Raw genomic sequence first — 18,154 nt, forward strand, 5'->3', positions numbered from 1 at the left:
GAGGTCTAAGTGTTTAAAAAAATTCTGATTGCCAATCGTGGTGAGATTGCGTGCCGCGTTATCAAGTCTGCACGGAAAATGGGAATTGCAACAGTAGCGGTCTATTCTGACGCTGATCGTGATGCTGTGCATGTTGAGATGGCGGATGAGGCCGTGCATATCGGACCAGCTGCGGCATCCGAAAGCTATCTCGTCCCTGAAAAGATTATCGCTGCTTGCAAGGAAACCGGGGCAGAGGCTGTCCATCCCGGTTATGGCTTTCTTTCCGAACGCGCCTCTTTTTGCGAAGAGCTGGAAAAGCAGGGCATTATATTCATTGGTCCGAAGCCCCGCGCGATCATCGCGATGGGCGACAAAATCGAATCGAAAAAATTTGCCAATGAGGCAAAGGTCAGCACTGTGCCCGGTTCACCCGCTGTGATTATTGACGTTGCACATGCTGAACGGATCGCCGGAGAAATCGGCTATCCCGTCATGATCAAGGCTTCCGCTGGTGGCGGCGGTAAGGGCATGCGCATAGCCTGGAACAAGGCTGAAGTGCGTGACGGATTTGAACGCGCGACCTCGGAAGCACGTAATTCCTTCGGAGATGATCGTATTTTTATCGAAAAATTCATTGTCGATCCGCGCCACATCGAAATTCAGGTTCTTGCAGATAGCTTTGGCAATTGCATTTATCTTGGCGAAAGGGAATGTTCCGTACAACGGCGCAACCAGAAGGTCGTCGAAGAGGCACCATCACCATTTTTGGATGAGGCAACTCGCAAAGCAATGGGCGAACAGGCTGTGGCGCTGTCCAAAGCCGTTGATTATCAGAGCGCCGGCACCGTCGAATTTATCGTAGACAAGGACCGCAACTTTTATTTCCTTGAGATGAATACACGCTTGCAGGTTGAGCACCCTGTAACCGAGCTGATTACCGGCATCGATCTGGTTGAACAGATGATCCGCATTGCCGCTGGGGAAAAGCTTGCAATCAAGCAAAACGAGGTGAAGCTCAATGGATGGGCCGTTGAAAGCCGTCTTTATGCAGAAGATCCATATCGTAATTTTCTGCCATCAATCGGGCGGCTGACGCGGTATCGTCCGCCGCTGGAGGGTCCTGTGGGCAAAGCTGTCATCCGGAATGATACGGGCGTGACGGAAGGGTCCGAAATTTCGATGTTCTATGATCCTATGGTGGCAAAGCTTTGCACCTGGGCACCGACACGGCTGGAAGCTGTCGATGCGATGGCCGATGCGCTCGACAATTTTGTTGTCGACGGAATTGAGCATAATATTCCATTTCTCGCGGCGCTTATGCAGCACCCCCGCTGGAGGGAAGGCAGGCTTTCAACGGCTTTTATCGCCGAGGAATTTCCGGACGGGTTCCAGCCGATATCCCCAACCGCAGATGACCTTGATGTTCTGGCGGCAATTGGACTTTCTGCCGAGCTTGTACGCAAAGAGCGCCTGGACCGTCTGGGTGACCGGCTGCGCCCGCATTCCGGCAGGATTCACGCGGAATGGGAGGTGCGGATCGGTGACGATTATGTGCCGGTGATTATTCGCAGCAGCGCAGCCAAACCTCCCGTCAAGCTTGAGCTCTCCTTGCGGGGTGGGGACTTTGTCACCGTTCGTAGCGATTGGCGTCCGGGCGAGGCCGTTTGGGATGGCTATGTCAACGAGCGCCCTGTCAAAGCTCAGTTACGCCCCGTTTCCAACGGTATGCGAATTGACTGGAAGGGGATGTCGATCATCGCCCATCCCATGCAAAAGCATGTTGCGGCGCTGGAAAAGCTGATGCCGGTCAAGATTCCGCCGGACACGTCAAAATTGTTGCTTTGTCCTATGCCGGGATTGCTCGTCTCGGTAAATGTGAGTGCTGGGCAGGAGGTCAAGGCGGGCGAAACACTTGCTATCGTTGAAGCCATGAAGATGGAGAATGTGTTGCGCGCCGAGCGCGATCTGACCGTCTCCGTCATCAATGCAAAGCAGGGTGACAGCCTTGCCGTGGACGCTGTCATTATGGAGTTTGACTAAGCCGGCTCGATAGGGCCAAAGACGCTTTCAAAAGATTCTAGCAGCGCGCGGTCGAGATCATGCATTTCGACCGGCAACCCCAGATCAACAAGGCTGGTGACGCCATGGCCGCGCACGCCACACGGAACAATTCCGTCAAAATGTGACAGCTCCGGCTCGACGTTGATGGAGATGCCGTGAAAACTGACCCATTTACGCAAACGAATGCCAATGGCGGCGATTTTGTCTTCCGCAGGCGAGCCATCTGCCAGCGCTGGGCGTTCCGGTCTGCTCACCCAAACGCCGACGCGATCTTCACGCCGTTCGCCCTTCACATTGAATGAAGCGAGCGTGAAAATGATCCATTGTTCGAGCGCTGTCACGAATGCACGGATATCTTCGCGCCGCTTTTTCAGGTCCAGCATGACATAAACCACGCGCTGGCCGGGTCCGTGATAAGTATATTCGCCGCCACGACCGGTTGCATAGACCGGGAAGCGGTCGGTTGCCAGCAGGTCTATCTCCTTGGCGCTCGTGCCGGCCGTGTAAAGCGGTGGATGCTCGACGAACCAGACCAGTTCGGACGCTGTTCCATCTCTGATGGCTGCGACGCGTTCTTCCATGAAGGCGAGGGCGAAATCATAATCAGTGAGGCCGTCGGCAACTGCCCATGCAACCGGCGATGATCCCTCGAGGGGTAAAAAGGCGGGAGCGAGTTCATCGCGGCTGGACTTCATAGAGCGGATAATTCCAATTAAGACTGCCTGTCATGCTCCGCGCGCGGAGATCAAGGATGGGTCCCGCGCATATGGACTTTTTCGCGGATTATTTCCAGTGGGATGCGACAAGAGCGGCTTTTTGACAAGTTTATGAAAAACTATCTGAGATAAAGCATGATAGGGCTTGTTTCCCCGAAACCTATTTTCTACTAGCGCCAAGCCGACATGTTCGGCTTCTACCACAGTGCGGTCGTGGCGGAATTGGTAGACGCGCAGCGTTGAGATCGCTGTGTCGCAAGACGTGGAAGTTCGAATCTTCTCGACAGCATTATTCTTCCTCAACTCATTGCCCTAACTTGTTCGCTTGATGCCTAGTTCCCAACTCTTGCTTCGAAACAGATGGGTGACACCCTGAACAAGAAAAGCGGTCGACATTATATCCGATGTCGAGTTCGGCAGGTCCCCTAGGGTATTAGCGCTGACATTGTGGAAGCGCGGCGGATGCGTGTCAAAAGAGGTCGCGGGCAAGAAACTCATAGGCCGATTGCTGGATTAGGATGAACCCAAATAAAAGGGGACTGGTCCATTGCCGTCACATGATGATCCGCTTTTGCAACCCTATCAGCTGAAACATTTGCGGCTTAAAAACCGCATCATGTCGACCAGTCATGAGCCTGCCTATTCAGAAGATGGCATGCCGAAGCAGCGGTACAGGCTTTATCATACGGAAAAGGCAAAGGGCGGCATTGCGCTGACGATGACCGCTGGTTCGGCTGTCGTGTCGCGGGAATCGCCGCCTGCTTTCGGTAATCTGCACGCCTATAACGATGAGATCGTGCCGTGGTTGCGCGAATTGACAGATGATTGTCATGAGCACGGTGCTGCCGTGATGATACAGCTTACACATCTTGGCCGCCGCACCAGCTGGAACAAGGCCGATTGGCTGCCCGTCATATCAGCATCACCCATACGCGAGCCAGCCCACCGCGCTTTTCCCAAAGAGGCCGAGGACTGGGATATTGAACGGATCATCATGGATTATGCTTCTGCGGCGCAGCGCATGCAGGCAGCCGGATTGGATGGCATTGAGTTCGAGGCATATGGCCATCTTATGGATGGTTTCTGGTCGCCCGCCACGAATAAACGAGGAGACGAATATGGCGGTTCGCTGGATAATCGTCTGCGTTTTACATGGTTGGTGATCGATGCTGTACGCAAAGCTGTCGGACCGGATTTCATCGTCGGCATTCGCATGGTTGCGGATGAAGATTGGGAGCAGGGGCTTTCAAAACAGGAAGGTATGGAGATTGCCCGGCGTATCGCAGCATCGGGAAAGTTTGATTTTCTGAATATTATTCGTGGTCATATCGATACGGATGCGGCGCTGAATGAAGTGATTCCCATTCAGGGCATGCGCTCTTCCCCGCATCTCGATTTTGCCGGAGATGTTCGCGAGGCGACAAAGTTTCCTGTGTTTCATGCGGCCAGAATTGCCGATGTTGCCACTGCCAGACATGCGGTTGCCGAGGGCAAGCTGGATATGGTGGGGATGACACGTGCTCATATCGCTGACCCGCATATCGTACGTAAAATAATGGCAGGCGAAGAGCACCGTATACGGCCCTGCGTTGGAGCAACCTATTGCCTTGATCGCATTTACGAGGGCGGAGAGGCGCTGTGTATTCACAATGCTGCAACAGGCCGCGAGCTTTCGATGCCGCATGTGATTTCCAAAGCCAGCCAAAGCAAGTCGGTGGTTGTCGTAGGAGCAGGTCCCGCAGGACTTGAAGTGGCACGCGTTGCAGCTGAGGCTGGCCACAGGGTTGAAATACTCGAGGCTGCTGATAAAGCGGGCGGCCAAGTGATGTTGGCTTCAAAAAACCCCCGCCGTAAGGAAATGATCGGCATTGTTGATTGGCGTCTTGCCGAGCTTGAGCGCCTCGGTGTTCCGCTGCAATACAATATATGGGCTGAGGCTAATGATATTATATCTCTTGATCCGGATATTGTCGTTATCGCAACGGGTGGACTGCCACAGAACCCGCCACTTGCTGCCGGGGACGATCTGGTTACGTCGAGCTGGGATATTTTGGCTGGATCCGTGAAACCCGGTGAAAATGTCCTGCTCTACGACGATAATGGCGGGCACCAAGGTATGAGTGCGGCTGAAGTCATCGCGCAAGGTGGTTCAAAGCTGGAGCTGGTTAGTCCTGAGCGCTTTTTCGCGCCAGAGATGGGAGGCATGAATCACGTGCCCTATATGCGCGTGTTTCAACAGCAAGGCGTGCGCGTGACGATCAATACTCGGCTGTTGTCGGTTAAGCGCCTTGGCAATCAACTCATCGCCATATTGGGCTCTGATTACGCACCAGACTATCGGGAAGAAAGAACGGTCGACCAGGTGGTTGTCGAGCATGGCACATTGCCCATCGACGATCTCTACCGCGAATTGAAGCCGCTTTCGCGCAATGGTGGTGCGGTCGATTATGACAGGCTGGTCAATGGCGGAGCGATTTTCCCGGTTCGTTCGGAGGGGCAATTCGATCTTTTGCGCATTGGCGATGCCGTTCATGCCCGCAACATTCATGCGGCGATCTATGACGGCCTGCGTTACGCAACACGCTTTTAGGGTCCGGACCCTAGAATGGAGGGCAGCGACCAAGCCGCTGCCCCCTATTTTCTGGGTTAGTTGATTTCAGCTTTTACCTTTTCGGCCACTTCAGCGCTGACCCATTTGGTCCAGATCGCTTCATTGTTCTTCAGGAAGTGCTTTGCACCATCTTCGCCTGTCGCCTGATTGTCTGTCATCCAGGCGAGCAGTTCGTTGACCGTTTTGTTGTCCCAGGAGCGGGCTTTCAAATAATCCATGATGGGGCCGGCATTTTCGCTGAACTTCTTGGTAACGACTGTGTCGACCTCGGCGATTTCCCAATCATTTTTCTTCGGGTCAGGACAATCGGCAACCGTGTTGCAGCGCTTCCATTCGGCAGCATCAAATTTCACGCCATGATCCAGTTTGACCATCGCATATTTGCCAAGAAGGGCTGTCGGTTCCCAGTAATATCCGACCCAACCTTCCTTGCGTTCATATGCCTTAGCCAGTGAGCCATCAAGACCGGCGGCCGATCCTGTGTCCACGAGCGTGAAGCCTTTCTTTTCGGCATCATAGGCCTTGAAGAACTGGGCGGTTGCCACAGTACCGCCCCAGCCGGGAGGTCCGTTGAATACCGCGCCTTTTGTCTTGTCTTCGGGAGCGGGGAAAAGTTCCGGATGCTTAAGCGCATCATCGATTGTTTTAATATCGGGATGAGCGTCAGCCAAATATTTTGGAATCCACCAACCCTGCACGCCGCCATCCGATAGCGACTTGGAAGCATAGACAAGTTTGCCGTCAGCTACGGCCTTGTCCATGATATCGCGCATGAAATCGATCCAACCTTCGGGCGCAATGTCCGGCTGTCCCTTTTCCGTCATTGAGGTGAGGGTCGGAATAGTGTCGCCTTGCACAACGTCTGCGTTGCAGCCATAGCCAGCATTGAGGATGATCTTGTCGAGATTAGCGAGAACCTCCGCCGACTGCCAGTTCATGCTGGCAATGGTGACATCGCCGCATTCCGCAGCGGATGCGTTGCTGACCGCGCCGAGTAACGCCAATCCCATAACGCTGCTCAATAAGAGTGATTTCATCAAAGTACCCCTTCATTTTTTATTTGAATTCTGGCTTGGAAGTTATGGGCATTCGCCATTGACCGGATGCTGTGAGCAGCGCCCGGTTGTGATTGCACGTGCTCGATGCAGGAATGAACCATAGGGCGAGGATAGTACCGCAACACACAGCCAAGAAGCTTGGATGCGGCAAGTCGTATATTGTCTGCGACATCAAATATATTCAGCCACAGCGGGCCTTGCCATCGTCTGATTGATGGTCAGAATGGGGAAAGTTCGGTTAGCAGGAGGATGATCTATGCTCGACAAACGCAAATTCTATATCAATGGTGAATGGGTCGATCCGCTGCAACCAAATGATCTGGAAGTGCTTAATCCGGCAACGGAAAAGCCGATTGCCGTTATTTCAATGGGGACTGCGGCGGATGTTAATCGTGCAGTCGCAGCGGCAAAGAAAGCCTTTGAAAGTTACAGCCGGACGTCGGTAGAGGAGCGGCTGGCGTTACTCGAAAAACTGCTGGCAGTTTACCGACGTCGTTATGATGAGATGGCACGGACGATCACGCTGGAACTGGGCGCTCCGATTACAATGAGCACGCAGCAGCAGGCCGATGTTGGTGTGGGACATCTTCAGGGCTTTATAGATGCCCTCAAAAGCATTCATATGCGAGAGGATTTGCCCAATGGCGACCTGCTGGTACGTGAGCCAATCGGCGTTTGCGGGCTGATTACGCCATGGAACTGGCCGGTGAATCAAATTGCATTGAAGGTCATTCCAGCTCTGGCGACAGGCAGCACCTGCGTATTGAAACCAAGTGAGTTCACGCCGCTTAATGCGATGCTCTATGCGGAAATGGTGCATGAGGCAGGATTTCCGGCCGGAACTTTTAATCTCATCAATGGTGATGGGCCTTCAGTCGGTGCTGCGCTTTCAAAGCACAAGGACGTCGACATGATGTCATTCACCGGTTCCACGCGCGCTGGCATCGCCGTCAGCAAGGATGCGGCAGATACCGTAAAGCGTGTCACGCTGGAACTGGGGGGCAAATCTCCCAATATTGTATTTGAGGATGCAGACCTTGAAGACCGGGTTTCCAGTAGCGTGTTTGAGTGCTTCAACAATAGCGGTCAATCATGTGATGCGCCGACGCGTATGCTCGTGCAGCGCTCGGTCTATGACAAGGTTGTGAAAATTGCGGAAGAAACCGGAAAGCAAGCACGCGTTGGCAATCCGGAAGAGGAGGGCGACCATATCGGCCCACTTGTCAGCAATGTTCAGTATGGCCGCGTCCAAAGTCTGATCGAGGCCGGTATTGCAGAAGGCGCTCGTGTATTGGTTGGCGGCGCTGGCAAGCCGAAAGGATATGAGACCGGCTATTTCGTGCAACCAACCATTTTTGCCGACGTGAATAATGACATGCGCATCGCCAAGGAAGAAGTGTTCGGTCCGGTTCTGGCACTAATCCCGTTCGACACGGAAGAAGAAGCTATCGCAATTGCCAATGACACGCCCTATGGCCTTGCGGCCTATGTGCAGACGGGAGATGCAAAGCGGGCGGAACGGGTTGCGTCACGCCTCAAGGCGGGAATGGTGCATATCAATGGTGGCCCCCATCGCTATGGCAGCCCGTTTGGTGGCTACAAGCAATCCGGTAACGGGCGCGAGGGTGGAAAATTCGGGCTTGAGGATTTTCTGGAAGTCAAAACAATCCATAGGCCATAGGCAAATCGGGTTGGCTGGTAGGACATCCTCAGCCAACCAGTTTTTCATCTATTTCAATGAGATAGGGCTTTTCGCTCTCTTTTGCCGCTAAAAGAGCGGAAGGCAGCTCATTGATATTGCTGAGCCGCTTTGAAGGCAGACCATAGGCTTCAGCGATCTTGATATAATCTGGAGCCGAGGGGCGGACACCAACCGGATTGATATTGACCTCAACCATTGCGCGTTCGATTTCTTGATAGCCCTGATTGTTCCAGACGATGAAGATAACGGGGACTTGTTCGTCAATTGCAGCGCCAAGTTCGCCGAGAACAAACTGAAACCCGCCATCGCCGACAATACAAATCGTCGTGGTGTCCGGCTTGCCTAATGCCGCACCAATTGCTGCGGGAGGACCGAAGCCAAGCGCGCCAAAGCCTGTAGCTGCATTGAACCAGCCGCCTACGCGGTCGTGGTCGTAATACATATTGCCGGAATAGATGGTCTGGGTGGAATCACCCACGATCAATGAATTGGGCAACGTATCGCGCAGTGTATTCAAAAACCGCACTTGGCCTTGTGTGCGGGTATCAATGTCAGCCCATGCACTCTCGCGGGCCTTGCGTGCGCGATCTTCACCGGATTGAGCATTGCGACGTTCCGGCAATGCGCCAGCCAATTTCTCGACCGTTTCCTTGGCTGAGGCTTCTATTGGCAGAAATGCCGGCCAGCGATCGAGCTGGCTCGCATCAATATCGATACGGACAAAGCGCGTCAGTTCGGGAAAGCCACCGTCGCCATACATGTCATAATCGGTCGGACCCATTTCTGTGCCGATGGCAATCACAAGGTCACTGTCGGCGATAAGCTCCCGCACTGCCTTAAGGCTGGGGCTGGCAGGGATAAGCAAAGGGTGATCATGCATGATGCCGCGTGCATTGGTCGTGGCGACGACCGGTGCATCGAGCTTTTCGGAAAGTTCTACCAGACCGTCCGCAGCTGCTTTCGCGCCGCCGCCTATGAGGAGTACCGGACGCCGTGCATTGAGACACAGGCGGGTTAATTCCACCATTGTCTCAGTAGATGCCTGTGGAATTGGAGCATCGGAGAGCAGGCGTGACGCATTTTCCAGCGGAAGGGCCATGATATCGAGCGGAATTTCGATGTGAACAGGGCCGGGCCGTCGGGATGCGAACAAGGCAAAAGCCCTTGCCAGAACAATCGGAAGCTCGTCCGGCTGTTCAATGCGATGCGAGAACATGGCGACGGTTTGCAACATGGCGCGTTGATTGGGCAGTTCATGCAGAAAACCCATGCCCTTGCCGAGCGAATCGCGCTGATTTACCCCGGAAATGACCAGCATCGGAATGGAGTCCGCCCGTGCCTGTCCCATCGCCGTGATCGTGTTGGTGATACCAGGGCCGGTGATTACAAATGCAACGCCCGGTTTGCCCGTAGCCCGCGCGTAACCATCGGCCATAAAGCCAGCACCTTGCTCGTGGCGCGGTGTAATATGGCGTATTTTGGATCCGGCAAGCCCACGGTAGAGTTCTATCGTATGGACGCCAGGAATGCCGAAAACCGTGTCGACATCATAAGATTCGAGCAGTTGAACCAGAGCTTCACCGACAGTGGTCATGCGGATTTCCGTTGTTGCAAGCGGGAAGCGAGGCGGACAATACCGGCGCAAGCAGCGTCAATCTTGTCTTCAGCAACGCTAAGGCTGAGGCGAAGATAGCCGGAAAGGTTTTCGCCAAAGGATTCACCCGGCATGACAGCAACAAGCTCTTCTTCCAGCAAGCGCATGGCAAAATCTTGCCCTGAAAGGCCTGTTGCCCGGATGTCGACCAGAATGAACATGCCAGCTTGTGGTGGTTTGGCGGAGATTCCTGCTACCCCATCGAGACGCTCGGAAATCATTTGCGCGCGGTGCAAAAAGTTTGCCTTCATGATTGCGGCAGCAGCTGCCGGTTGGCTGAGCGCATAGGCTGTCATGTCCGCGATGAATGGCTGAACGCCAAAAAGGATCGATTCCGACAAGGGCAATAGCTTTTGCGTAAACTCTTTTGGTCCAACACACCATCCACTGCGGAAGCCGGGGGCCGCATGCGATTTGGAGATCGATGCGACGGCAACTGTCCGGTCTGCCAGCTCTGGTCTATCCAAGGGAGAGGCGAATTTGCCGTCGAAAATCAGCAGCTCGTACACCTCGTCGGAGACGATCCAGAGATTGTGCTTGCGGCAGACTTCACCAATTTCTGCAACTTCCTTCTCGCTTAATACAGCTCCAGTTGGATTATGCGGCGTATTGAGCAAGAGGACTTTGGCGTTTGGCGTAATCACCTTTTCAAGATCAGACGCCTGCATGCGAAAACCTTTTTCCGGACGAAGCGGCACTGAAACACGAGTGGCGCCGGTGGCGCGCACCACGCCGTCATAAGTCGCATAAAGGGGATCACCGGTGATAATCTCGTCGCCTTCTTCAGCCAGTCCCAGCATGACCAGCGAGAGCGCTGTCTGTGTGCCGGGAAAGCACATGATATTATCCGGATTAATCTGCCGACCAGTGCGGGCGGTATATTTTTTTGACAGTTCAGCAAGGACCGCAGGCTCGCCGCGGCCATTCGAATAGCCGGTGCGGCCCGAACGCATCGCGCTTTCGGCCACGTCCATCATGTCGGTTGGAGTAGGAATATCAGGTTCACCAATGGTCAATTCGATGATCTTGGCACCGGCGTGTTTCATCTCACGCGCACGCATATGCACGGCCCATTTATCTGAGCCTAATCCGGCCAGACGATCAGTAACAGACGCAAAGCGCATCATATCGCGCCTCCTTTGGTGCTAAGTGAAATTCCAAGAACCGCCTCGATAGCGGCAATGCCGGTTTCCGCCAACTCCCCGTCGGCAAAAATATCGCCGGCCAAACATCCTTCAAGCCATAACCCGTCGATGATGGCGTTGATAGCTATAGCATATCGCCTTGTTATCGAGCCGTCGGCAGGCTTGGAGGTGGCAAGCAAGGCGTCACGAATAAGCGCTTCCAGCTCATCGCGAAACCCCAAATAGCCGTCACGGTGTGCAGCTGCCATTGCGGGATCTGCGTGAACGAGACCGATAAAGCCGGCCCAGAGCGACAGATTATGGGGGTCCATAATTGGCGTGCCCAGATTGGCGGTCACGAATGCACTAAGACGGGCGCGGGGGTCCGAGTCCGCGTTCTTCAGCGCATCGCTAGCCTGCACAGTCATGCGACTCATCACCGCCCTGTACGCCGCGCCGATCAAATCATCTTTGACCGGAAAATAATAACGGATCAGCCCCGGAGTAACATCAGCACGCAATGCAATTTCACGCACCGTCGCACCGGCAAGTCCACGTTCCGCCACACATTCGAGCGTTGCCGCGATAAGGTCCTCGCGGCGTTTGTCTTCACCCTCGCGGCGAAAGCTCTTGCGTGTGGCGCTCTGTGTTTTCATTGACGCCAGACAGGGCGGGTGAGGCAAGTAGGGCCGCCTTCACAGGCGATGCACAGTGCATCCGCGTCGAATGTCGTAACGGTGCAACCGGCAGCTTCCATTGCGGCCTTGGTCTTCTCAAATCCGGCCACCGCTATCACTTCGTAAGGAGCAGTGGGGAGGACATTGAGATTAAGACCATTGCTTGCCGCAAACTCTTCTTCCGGTGCTACAACGAGACGAATGCCGCGCTCTTTCAGGAGCTGGTAGAATGCGGCTGGCAAAAGAGGCAAATGGACCAACGCCAAATCTTCCGCGAGCGGTGAAATGATCGACATGAGATGCAAGCAGGCTTCCTCGCCCTGCCAAAGTGGCAAGTCAAAGCCCAGAACAGCAATGCCTAGCGGCTCAAGAATTGCACGAAGCTGATCAATACCCGACTGATTGGTGCGAACGCCACGGCCGACTGCAAGCGTTTTGCTATCCACCCACACGCAATCACCACCTTCGACGGTGCCCGGCGCTTCAATACGGCCAAGGACCGGCACATTCATCTCGCGATAGGTTTCCTCGTGAAGATCGGTTTCATCTAGCCGCAGACTTTTACCCATGCGCAAGAGAACAGCACCCTTGTCGGTTACGAGCGATGGATCGTGGGTGAAGATGGAGTCTGAAAGCCCGTCATTGCCGTCACGAATCCAGGTAATATCGGCACCTGATTTTGCGACCAGATCTGCAAACACACTGTGCTGCTCAGACGCCTTGCGTGGATCAAACTGAGGTCCATAGTGCCAGACATCGCGCTCGGCACCGGCCATAACGCGATCGGGCAGACGCATGATGACGCGTTTCAAGGGAAGGGCCATGGATTGGGAACCGAATGCGCTCATGCCGGATGCTCTCAAAAAATTGCAACTTCCCGTATTTATACGCTTGCATAATTAGAGCGCAAGTGGTGTGATGCGGTTAATTCAGGCAAATTAGACCTGTGCTGACAAAAGAGGCGGATTGAGATTGTCATGAGTGATTCTGCACGACCAAGACAGACTGGAGCTCCCGCATGACGGTGAGCGATGCGGTTTTAACGGACCCGCTCCAACCGCAGTCAGCTGAGCAGGCTGAAGCCATTCATGTGTGGAATTTACATAAGCGCTTTGGTTCGCTTGAGGTACTCAAGGGCGTTTCCATGACTGCCAGAGATGGCGATGTCGTTGCACTGATCGGTGGTAGCGGTTCCGGCAAATCCACCTTTCTGCGCTGCATCAATTTTCTCGAAAACCCCACAAGCGGCGTTATACGCATCAATGGCGAAGACATTGAAATGGTCAGCGACGGGGTGGGTGGGCAATATCCTGCCAATCGCCGCCAGATCGAGCGTATTCGTAGCCGTCTGGGAATGGTCTTTCAAAACTTCAACCTCTGGCAGCATATGACACTGTTGCAGAACGTCATCGAAGTGCCAGTGCATGTGCTTGGCGTGAAACGCGATGAAGCGATTGCCGTGGGCGAACAACTTCTTGAGCGTGTTGGGCTGTCTGCCAAACGTGATGTTTATCCTGCTTATCTGTCCGGCGGCCAGCAGCAACGCGGCGCTATTGCCCGTGCGTTGGCTATTCAGCCGCGTGTCATGTTGTTTGACGAACCAACCTCAGCGCTTGATCCCGAACTTGTCGGCGAAGTCCTGAAAGTGATTGCGGATCTGGCCAAGGAAGGCCGGACAATGCTTCTCGTTACGCACGAGATGAAGTTTGCGCGCGAAGTGGCAAGCCATGTCATGTACCTGCACAACGGCATTGTCGAGGAAGAGGGACCACCGGAAGATTTGTTCGGATCACCAAAATCAGAACGTTTAAAACAGTTTATCCGAACTGTCTCATAAACTGAATCAATAATACGGGGAATAATCCCGGGGAACAGCAAGAGTGGAGATAATGATGAAGACACTATTGAAATCAACAGTTGCGGCCTTTGTTATTCTGGCCGGATTGGGCGTGGCAAATGCTGAAACAATCAAGGTTGGCATTGCGGCAGAGCCATATCCGCCATTCGCCTCGCCGGACGCATCGGGCAAATGGCAGGGCTGGGAGGTCGACATTGCCATGGCGCTTTGTGAAGAAGCGAAACTGGATTGTGTTATTACTCCGGTCTCGTGGGATGGCATTATTCCGGCTCTGACGACCAAGAAGATCGACATTATCACCGCTTCAATGTCGATCACGGCTGAACGCGAAAAGACAATCGATTTCTCGGATAAATATTACAACACGCCGACTGTTATCCTGGGCTCAAAAGACATCAAGATGGAGCCTACGCCGGAAGGGTTGAAAGACAGGATTATCGGTGTGCAGGTTTCGACAGTACACCAGGTCTACGTGAAGAAGCATTTCGCTGGCACGGCAGCTGAGATCAAGGAATATCAGACACAGGACGAGGCCAATCAGGATCTTGCGGCCGGTCGTATTGATGCGACACAGGCAGATGCGCTGGCACTGGAAACCTTTGCGGCAACGGATGCCGGAAAAGCGTGCTGTGAAATCAAAGGCAAGGTTGCCGACGATCTCGAAGTGTTGGGACCTGGCGTCGGTGTTGGTTTGCGTAAGGGCGATACGGCACTCAAGGAAAAAATGAATGCCGCGATCAAAGGCATTCGCGCTAATGGCAAATATGACGAAATCTCAAAGAAGTATTTCAACTTCGATATGTATGGTGGCTGATATGCCTTTGGCCGGGCGGGTATGACCCGCCCGGATTATCTTGCAGAACTGCGCTGACAGCGCTGAATCGAGGACGGCTTGGCCGACGTGTCGATTATTCCTGAAACACTATCGCAGATGCTGACATTGCTTTCTCCCAGCCCACCCGGCTGGGGTGGTAATCTGCTCCGCGGGCTTGTGCACTCACTGCAGATCGCATTGGGAGCATTTGGTATGGGGCTGATAATCGGCACTCTGGGTGCATATGGGAAGCTTTATGGATCGCCCTTGGTTCGGGATCTGGCCGGGATTTACACAACCATCGTCCGGGCAGTGCCGGAACTCGTATTGATCCTGCTGCTCTATTATGCGGGTACCGACCTTATCAATCGCATTCTTGAGATGGCCGGATATCAACGTATTGATATTAGCGGCTTGGTGGCCGGCATAGTCGTGCTTGGTTTCGTGCAGGGCGCCTATGCTACCGAAGTGTTGCGCGGTGCCATAAAGGCGATTCCTTATGGGGAGATAGAAGCAGCTCGCGCCTATGGCATGTCTCCAATATTGATGATGCGCCGCATAACGCTTCCCTCAATGCTGCCTTATGCTTTGCCAGGTCTGGCCAATCTCTGGCTGATAGCCACCAAGGATACGGCGTTACTTGCTGTTGTCGGTTTTAGTGAATTGACGCTGGAAACCCGGCAAGCCGCAGGAACGACCAAAGCATATTTCCTGTTCTTTATGGCTGCGGGGGTGCTCTATCTGCTCACCACGCTTTTCTCCAATCTCATAGTTGGGCGAATTGAGAAATGGGCGCGGCGTGGTATGCCGTCGGTCAGGGAGGCAGGGTAATGTCCAACCTGACTGTTGATACGAAAATTGAAATCCCCCTTGAGACCTTTCCCATTCATAAGGATGCGGACCCCGATCGACCGCGTGAGTGGATGCAGCCGCACCGGATTGTTCTGATATTGATCGGTCTGGCGCTCGTGGCATCCGCGATATTCTTTCTGCGCTGGGATTGGTTGCCCAATTATGGCGGACTTATTCTCCAAGGATTATGGCGCACCATCTGGATATTATGCGTCACAGTGTTTCTCGGCTTTCTGCTGGCGGTTCCGCTGGGTCTCGCGCAAGCTGCAGGGCCTGCCATTCTCGCTGTTCCAGCACGCTGGTTTTGCACGATCATTCGCGGAACGCCGCTTCTCCTGCAGCTTTGGCTCCTTTACTACGGATTGGGGTCACTTTTCCCTCAATATCCCTGGATACGCGGGTCAGAGCTTTGGCCGTATTTGAGGCAGGCATGGCCTTATGCGGTGCTTGCCCTTACGCTGTCTTATGCGGGCTATGAAGGTGAGGTCATGCGCGGTGCTTTTGCCGGTGTGCCCAAGGGACAATTGGAAGCTGCACGGGCATTTGGAATGCGCCGATTCACGATACTAAGGCGCATCTGGCTTCCACAAGCTATTCATCGTGCTCTGCCAACACTTGCGGGTGAGGCGGTATTGCAGCTGAAATCTACGCCTCTTGTAGCAACGATTACCGTCGTGGACCTTTATTCGGTGGCGTCGCGGATTCGCCAGGATACGTTCATCACCTATGAACCGCTGCTTTTGCTGGCGGCGGGCTACCTGATCATAACCGGAATAATTGTCTTCCTGTTCAGGCGTTTGGAGCGGCTTGTTCCCTCTCGCCTTGGCTGACGAATATACTGATGTTTGACGCAAATGGCGGGACTTATGTCGCAAGTGTTTGGTGTGTTATCGTGGGCAAATGCGCATAGTGTGAGCATAAGGGAACGCCTCGCAAAGACGAGAAAATGGGATTGTATCATTCGCGGGCGCTCCGCCCGGTATGCATCGCCATTTTCGTATCCATGTGAGGGCGAAAGGTGGTAATGCGAACAGTCGAAACTTTTCCGCATAAGATCACAGAGCAAGCCGATATGGGCATCGTCATGCCCGACGGCTGCCGCCTTTCAGCGCGGGTCTGGATGCCCGAGGAAGCTGACGAAAATCCTGTTCCGGCCATTCTTGAATTTCTGCCATATCGCAAACGTGACGGAACGACCGCGCGCGATAATCTGACCCATCCTTATTTTGCCGGGCATGGCTATGCCTGCTTGCGTGTTGATATGCGCGGGAATGGCGATTCCGAAGGATTGATGGAAGACGAATATTCCGAACAGGAATTGCAGGATGCCTGCGATGTCATCAAATGGATTGCGGCTCAATCCTGGTCGACCGGCAAGGTTGGCATGATGGGCATTTCCTGGGGCGGTTTTAACTCGCTTCAAGTGGCGGCAATGCAACCGGATGCACTCAAAGCCATCATTACGCTTTGTTCGACCGATGATCGTTATGCCGACGATATTCACTATAAGGGCGGTCTTCTGCTGAATGAAAATCTGGGTTGGGGCGCAACGATGCTGTCCTATTCGTCCCGGGCGCCTGATCCGGCCTTGGTTGGTGAAAAATGGCGGGGTATGTGGCTCGAGCGCTTGGACAATGAGCCATTTTTGCCTGCTGTCTGGTTGAATCACCAGACGCGCGATGGCTATTGGCAGCGCGGCTCCGTTTGCGAAGATTTTTCGAAGATAAAGGCCGCGACACTTGCAGTTGGAGGATGGGGCGACGCTTACAAGAATGCCGTTTCCAGATTGATGACTGGAATTACGGCGCCGGTAAAAGGTATTATTGGGCCTTGGGTGCACAAATATCCGCATTTTGCGGTGCCGGGGCCGCGTATCGGCTTTCTCCAAGAGGCTCTGCGCTGGTGGGATCGATGGCTTAAGGACATTGAGACCGGCGTTGAGAATGATCCGGCCTATCGCGGCTATCTGATGGATTCTGTACGGCCTAAAAGCTGGTATACGGAGCGGCCTGGTCGCTGGATTGCAGAAGAACAATGGCCATCGCAATCCATTGCAAGCGAAGAGTTTCATCTTGGCGGGGATGGCAGTCTGTCCATGCAGGCCTCGGATGCATTTTCACATCTGGTGTCATCGCCGCAGGATTGCGGGATGATGGGAGGCGAATACTGCGCGATCTGGCTGGGTCCGGAAATGCCAGGCGATCAGCGCCGCGATGACGCTCTTTCCGTTTGCTATGATATGCAACTCGATCGGTCGATGGATATTGTCGGTGCGCCCGAAATTACATTGAAACTGACGAGCGACAAGCCTGTTGCCATGGTTGCCGTGCGACTTTGCGATGTGCATCCGGACGGCGCCTCAACACGCATCACCTATGGTGTTTTCAATCTTTGCCATCGCAATAGTCACGCTGTACCCGAAGCATTGGAGCCGGGCAAAAGCTATGAAATCAGCTTCAAGCTTGATGATATCGCTTATCGCCTCCCTGCGGGGCATAAGTTGCGGGTTGCCGTATCCTCGTCATACTGGCCAATGGTCTGGCCTTCACCGGAACCCGTCAGTCTGACAATTCAATCTGGAACAGTTGCTGTTCCGTCGCGGGCAATGGCTGAGGGTGACGAGTGGACCTTCGCCGAGCCGGAAGCAGCATCGCCATGGCAATTGGAGACGTTGCGCGACAGTGCCAATAGTCGCTCAATTGTCCATGATCAGGTCAGTGGAAAGATTGTATTGTTGATCGAAGATGATTTCGGCGAAGCGCGAGACAAGGACCACGGTCTGATCCATGGCGGTGTGGCGCGTGAACGCTGGGAAATTCAGGCCGATGATCCGCTATCGGCGCGGGGTGAAACCCATTGGACCGAGATTTCGGGGCGTGACAATTGGCGTATCAGAACTGAGACTTTTACGAGCATGCATTCTGACAAGCACAAATTTTATCTCACGGGCCGGATCGAGGCCTATGAGAATGACAATCTCGTATTCGAGCGTGATTTTGCGGAAACAATTGATCGAAATTTCATATGAGAATGTCCGGCATTCGC

14 protein-coding genes and 1 tRNA gene are annotated in these 18,154 nt (G+C 53.9%); 9 read left to right on the forward strand and 6 right to left on the reverse strand.

Going from position 1 to position 18,154, the window contains the following annotated elements; translation table 11 throughout:
• Window positions 1-9: 9 nt before the first annotated feature.
• On the forward strand, window positions 10-2,022 hold the full coding sequence (locus tag V9K92_RS19295) for an acetyl/propionyl/methylcrotonyl-CoA carboxylase subunit alpha (protein ID WP_337354694.1): 2,013 nt from the start codon (window positions 10-12) through the stop codon (window positions 2,020-2,022).
• Here V9K92_RS19295 and lipB read toward each other — a convergent pair.
• Window positions 2,019-2,738, reverse strand: coding sequence for a lipoyl(octanoyl) transferase LipB (gene lipB / locus V9K92_RS19300; protein WP_337354695.1), 720 nt, complete (start codon window positions 2,736-2,738; stop codon window positions 2,019-2,021). The two genes, V9K92_RS19295 and lipB, sit on opposite strands and share 4 nt — an antisense overlap.
• Window positions 2,739-2,966: 228 nt before the next feature.
• On the opposite strand from lipB, the gene V9K92_RS19305 reads away from it, so the two are divergent.
• Both V9K92_RS19305 and V9K92_RS19310 read left to right on the forward strand, forming a co-directional pair.
• Window positions 2,967-3,048, forward strand: a tRNA-Leu gene (locus V9K92_RS19305).
• A gap of 258 nt (window positions 3,049-3,306) precedes the next feature.
• Entirely contained in the window at window positions 3,307-5,349 is a 2,043-nt protein-coding gene (locus V9K92_RS19310; protein WP_337354696.1) for an NADH:flavin oxidoreductase, read from the forward strand.
• Between the two features lie 56 nt (window positions 5,350-5,405).
• Here the strand turns inward: V9K92_RS19310 and V9K92_RS19315 are convergent, their stop codons facing one another.
• Window positions 5,406-6,407, reverse strand: a complete 1,002-nt coding sequence (locus V9K92_RS19315; RefSeq protein ID WP_115052948.1) for a glycine betaine ABC transporter substrate-binding protein — start codon at window positions 6,405-6,407, stop codon at window positions 5,406-5,408.
• Between the two features lie 277 nt (window positions 6,408-6,684).
• Between V9K92_RS19315 and V9K92_RS19320 the strand changes: the two genes are divergently transcribed.
• Window positions 6,685-8,109 carry an aldehyde dehydrogenase family protein gene (locus V9K92_RS19320; protein ID WP_337354697.1) on the forward strand — a complete coding sequence of 475 codons (1,425 nt, stop codon included), beginning with the start codon at window positions 6,685-6,687 and terminating at the stop codon, window positions 8,107-8,109.
• 28 nt (window positions 8,110-8,137) lie between these two features.
• Here V9K92_RS19320 and V9K92_RS19325 read toward each other — a convergent pair whose 3' ends face one another.
• From V9K92_RS19325 to V9K92_RS19340, 4 genes are read right to left on the reverse strand one after another with little or no spacing between them, the layout of a single operon-like run.
• The gene (locus tag V9K92_RS19325) at window positions 8,138-9,724 is read right to left on the reverse strand and encodes a 5-guanidino-2-oxopentanoate decarboxylase (protein ID WP_337354698.1); all 1,587 of its coding nucleotides are present in this window, start codon (window positions 9,722-9,724) and stop codon (window positions 8,138-8,140) included.
• Entirely contained in the window at window positions 9,721-10,908 is a 1,188-nt protein-coding gene (locus V9K92_RS19330) for a pyridoxal phosphate-dependent aminotransferase (protein WP_307286555.1), read from the reverse strand. The genes V9K92_RS19325 and V9K92_RS19330 overlap by 4 nt, the downstream gene beginning before the upstream one ends.
• On the reverse strand, window positions 10,908-11,564 hold the full coding sequence (locus V9K92_RS19335; RefSeq protein WP_115052952.1) for a TetR/AcrR family transcriptional regulator: 657 nt from the start codon (window positions 11,562-11,564) through the stop codon (window positions 10,908-10,910). The genes V9K92_RS19330 and V9K92_RS19335 overlap by 1 nt, the downstream gene beginning before the upstream one ends.
• Complete coding sequence (locus V9K92_RS19340) at window positions 11,561-12,433, reverse strand: dimethylarginine dimethylaminohydrolase family protein (RefSeq protein ID WP_307285351.1); 873 nt, start codon at window positions 12,431-12,433, stop codon at window positions 11,561-11,563. The genes V9K92_RS19335 and V9K92_RS19340 overlap by 4 nt, the downstream gene beginning before the upstream one ends.
• 170 nt (window positions 12,434-12,603) lie before the next feature.
• Between V9K92_RS19340 and V9K92_RS19345 the strand changes: the two genes are divergently transcribed.
• The 5 genes from V9K92_RS19345 (at window position 12,604) to V9K92_RS19365 (ending at window position 18,137) form a co-directional block, all read left to right on the forward strand.
• A complete protein-coding gene (locus tag V9K92_RS19345) occupies window positions 12,604-13,422 on the forward strand; it encodes an ATP-binding cassette domain-containing protein (protein ID WP_115052954.1) in 819 nt (272 codons plus the stop codon).
• Window positions 13,423-13,474: 52 nt separating this feature from the next.
• The gene (locus tag V9K92_RS19350; protein WP_370878825.1) at window positions 13,475-14,257 is read left to right on the forward strand and encodes a transporter substrate-binding domain-containing protein; all 783 of its coding nucleotides are present in this window, start codon (window positions 13,475-13,477) and stop codon (window positions 14,255-14,257) included.
• Window positions 14,258-14,374: 117 nt separating this feature from the next.
• On the forward strand, window positions 14,375-15,088 hold the full coding sequence (locus V9K92_RS19355) for an ABC transporter permease subunit (RefSeq protein ID WP_162802511.1): 714 nt from the start codon (window positions 14,375-14,377) through the stop codon (window positions 15,086-15,088).
• 92 nt (window positions 15,089-15,180) lie between these two features.
• Window positions 15,181-15,939, forward strand: a complete 759-nt coding sequence (locus tag V9K92_RS19360) for an ABC transporter permease (protein WP_115053290.1) — start codon at window positions 15,181-15,183, stop codon at window positions 15,937-15,939.
• A 194-nt stretch (window positions 15,940-16,133) separates the two neighbouring features.
• On the forward strand, window positions 16,134-18,137 hold the full coding sequence (locus tag V9K92_RS19365) for a CocE/NonD family hydrolase (RefSeq protein WP_337354699.1): 2,004 nt from the start codon (window positions 16,134-16,136) through the stop codon (window positions 18,135-18,137).
• Window positions 18,138-18,154: the final 17 nt, after the last annotated feature.

This window comes from Phyllobacterium sp. CCNWLW109 (genome assembly GCF_037203905.1).
In the GTDB taxonomy this organism is placed as follows: Bacteria; Pseudomonadota; Alphaproteobacteria; order Rhizobiales; family Rhizobiaceae; genus Phyllobacterium; species Phyllobacterium ifriqiyense.

Coding starts and splice junctions, on each gene's coding strand:
- V9K92_RS19340 (WP_307285351.1), bottom strand. CDS start 12,433: ATGAGCGCATTCGGTTCCCAATCCATGGCCCTTCCCTTGAAACGCGTC.
- V9K92_RS19345 (WP_115052954.1), top strand. CDS start 12,604: ATGACGGTGAGCGATGCGGTTTTAACGGACCCGCTCCAACCGCAGTCA.
- V9K92_RS19365 (WP_337354699.1), top strand. CDS start 16,134: ATGCGAACAGTCGAAACTTTTCCGCATAAGATCACAGAGCAAGCCGAT.
- V9K92_RS19360 (WP_115053290.1), top strand. CDS start 15,181: ATGCAGCCGCACCGGATTGTTCTGATATTGATCGGTCTGGCGCTCGTG.
- V9K92_RS19350 (WP_370878825.1), top strand. CDS start 13,475: ATGATGAAGACACTATTGAAATCAACAGTTGCGGCCTTTGTTATTCTG.
- V9K92_RS19335 (WP_115052952.1), bottom strand. CDS start 11,564: ATGAAAACACAGAGCGCCACACGCAAGAGCTTTCGCCGCGAGGGTGAA.
- V9K92_RS19330 (WP_307286555.1), bottom strand. CDS start 10,908: ATGCGCTTTGCGTCTGTTACTGATCGTCTGGCCGGATTAGGCTCAGAT.
- lipB (WP_337354695.1), bottom strand. CDS start 2,738: ATGAAGTCCAGCCGCGATGAACTCGCTCCCGCCTTTTTACCCCTCGAG.
- V9K92_RS19315 (WP_115052948.1), bottom strand. CDS start 6,407: ATGAAATCACTCTTATTGAGCAGCGTTATGGGATTGGCGTTACTCGGC.
- V9K92_RS19320 (WP_337354697.1), top strand. CDS start 6,685: ATGCTCGACAAACGCAAATTCTATATCAATGGTGAATGGGTCGATCCG.
- V9K92_RS19355 (WP_162802511.1), top strand. CDS start 14,375: ATGCTGACATTGCTTTCTCCCAGCCCACCCGGCTGGGGTGGTAATCTG.
- V9K92_RS19325 (WP_337354698.1), bottom strand. CDS start 9,724: ATGACCACTGTCGGTGAAGCTCTGGTTCAACTGCTCGAATCTTATGAT.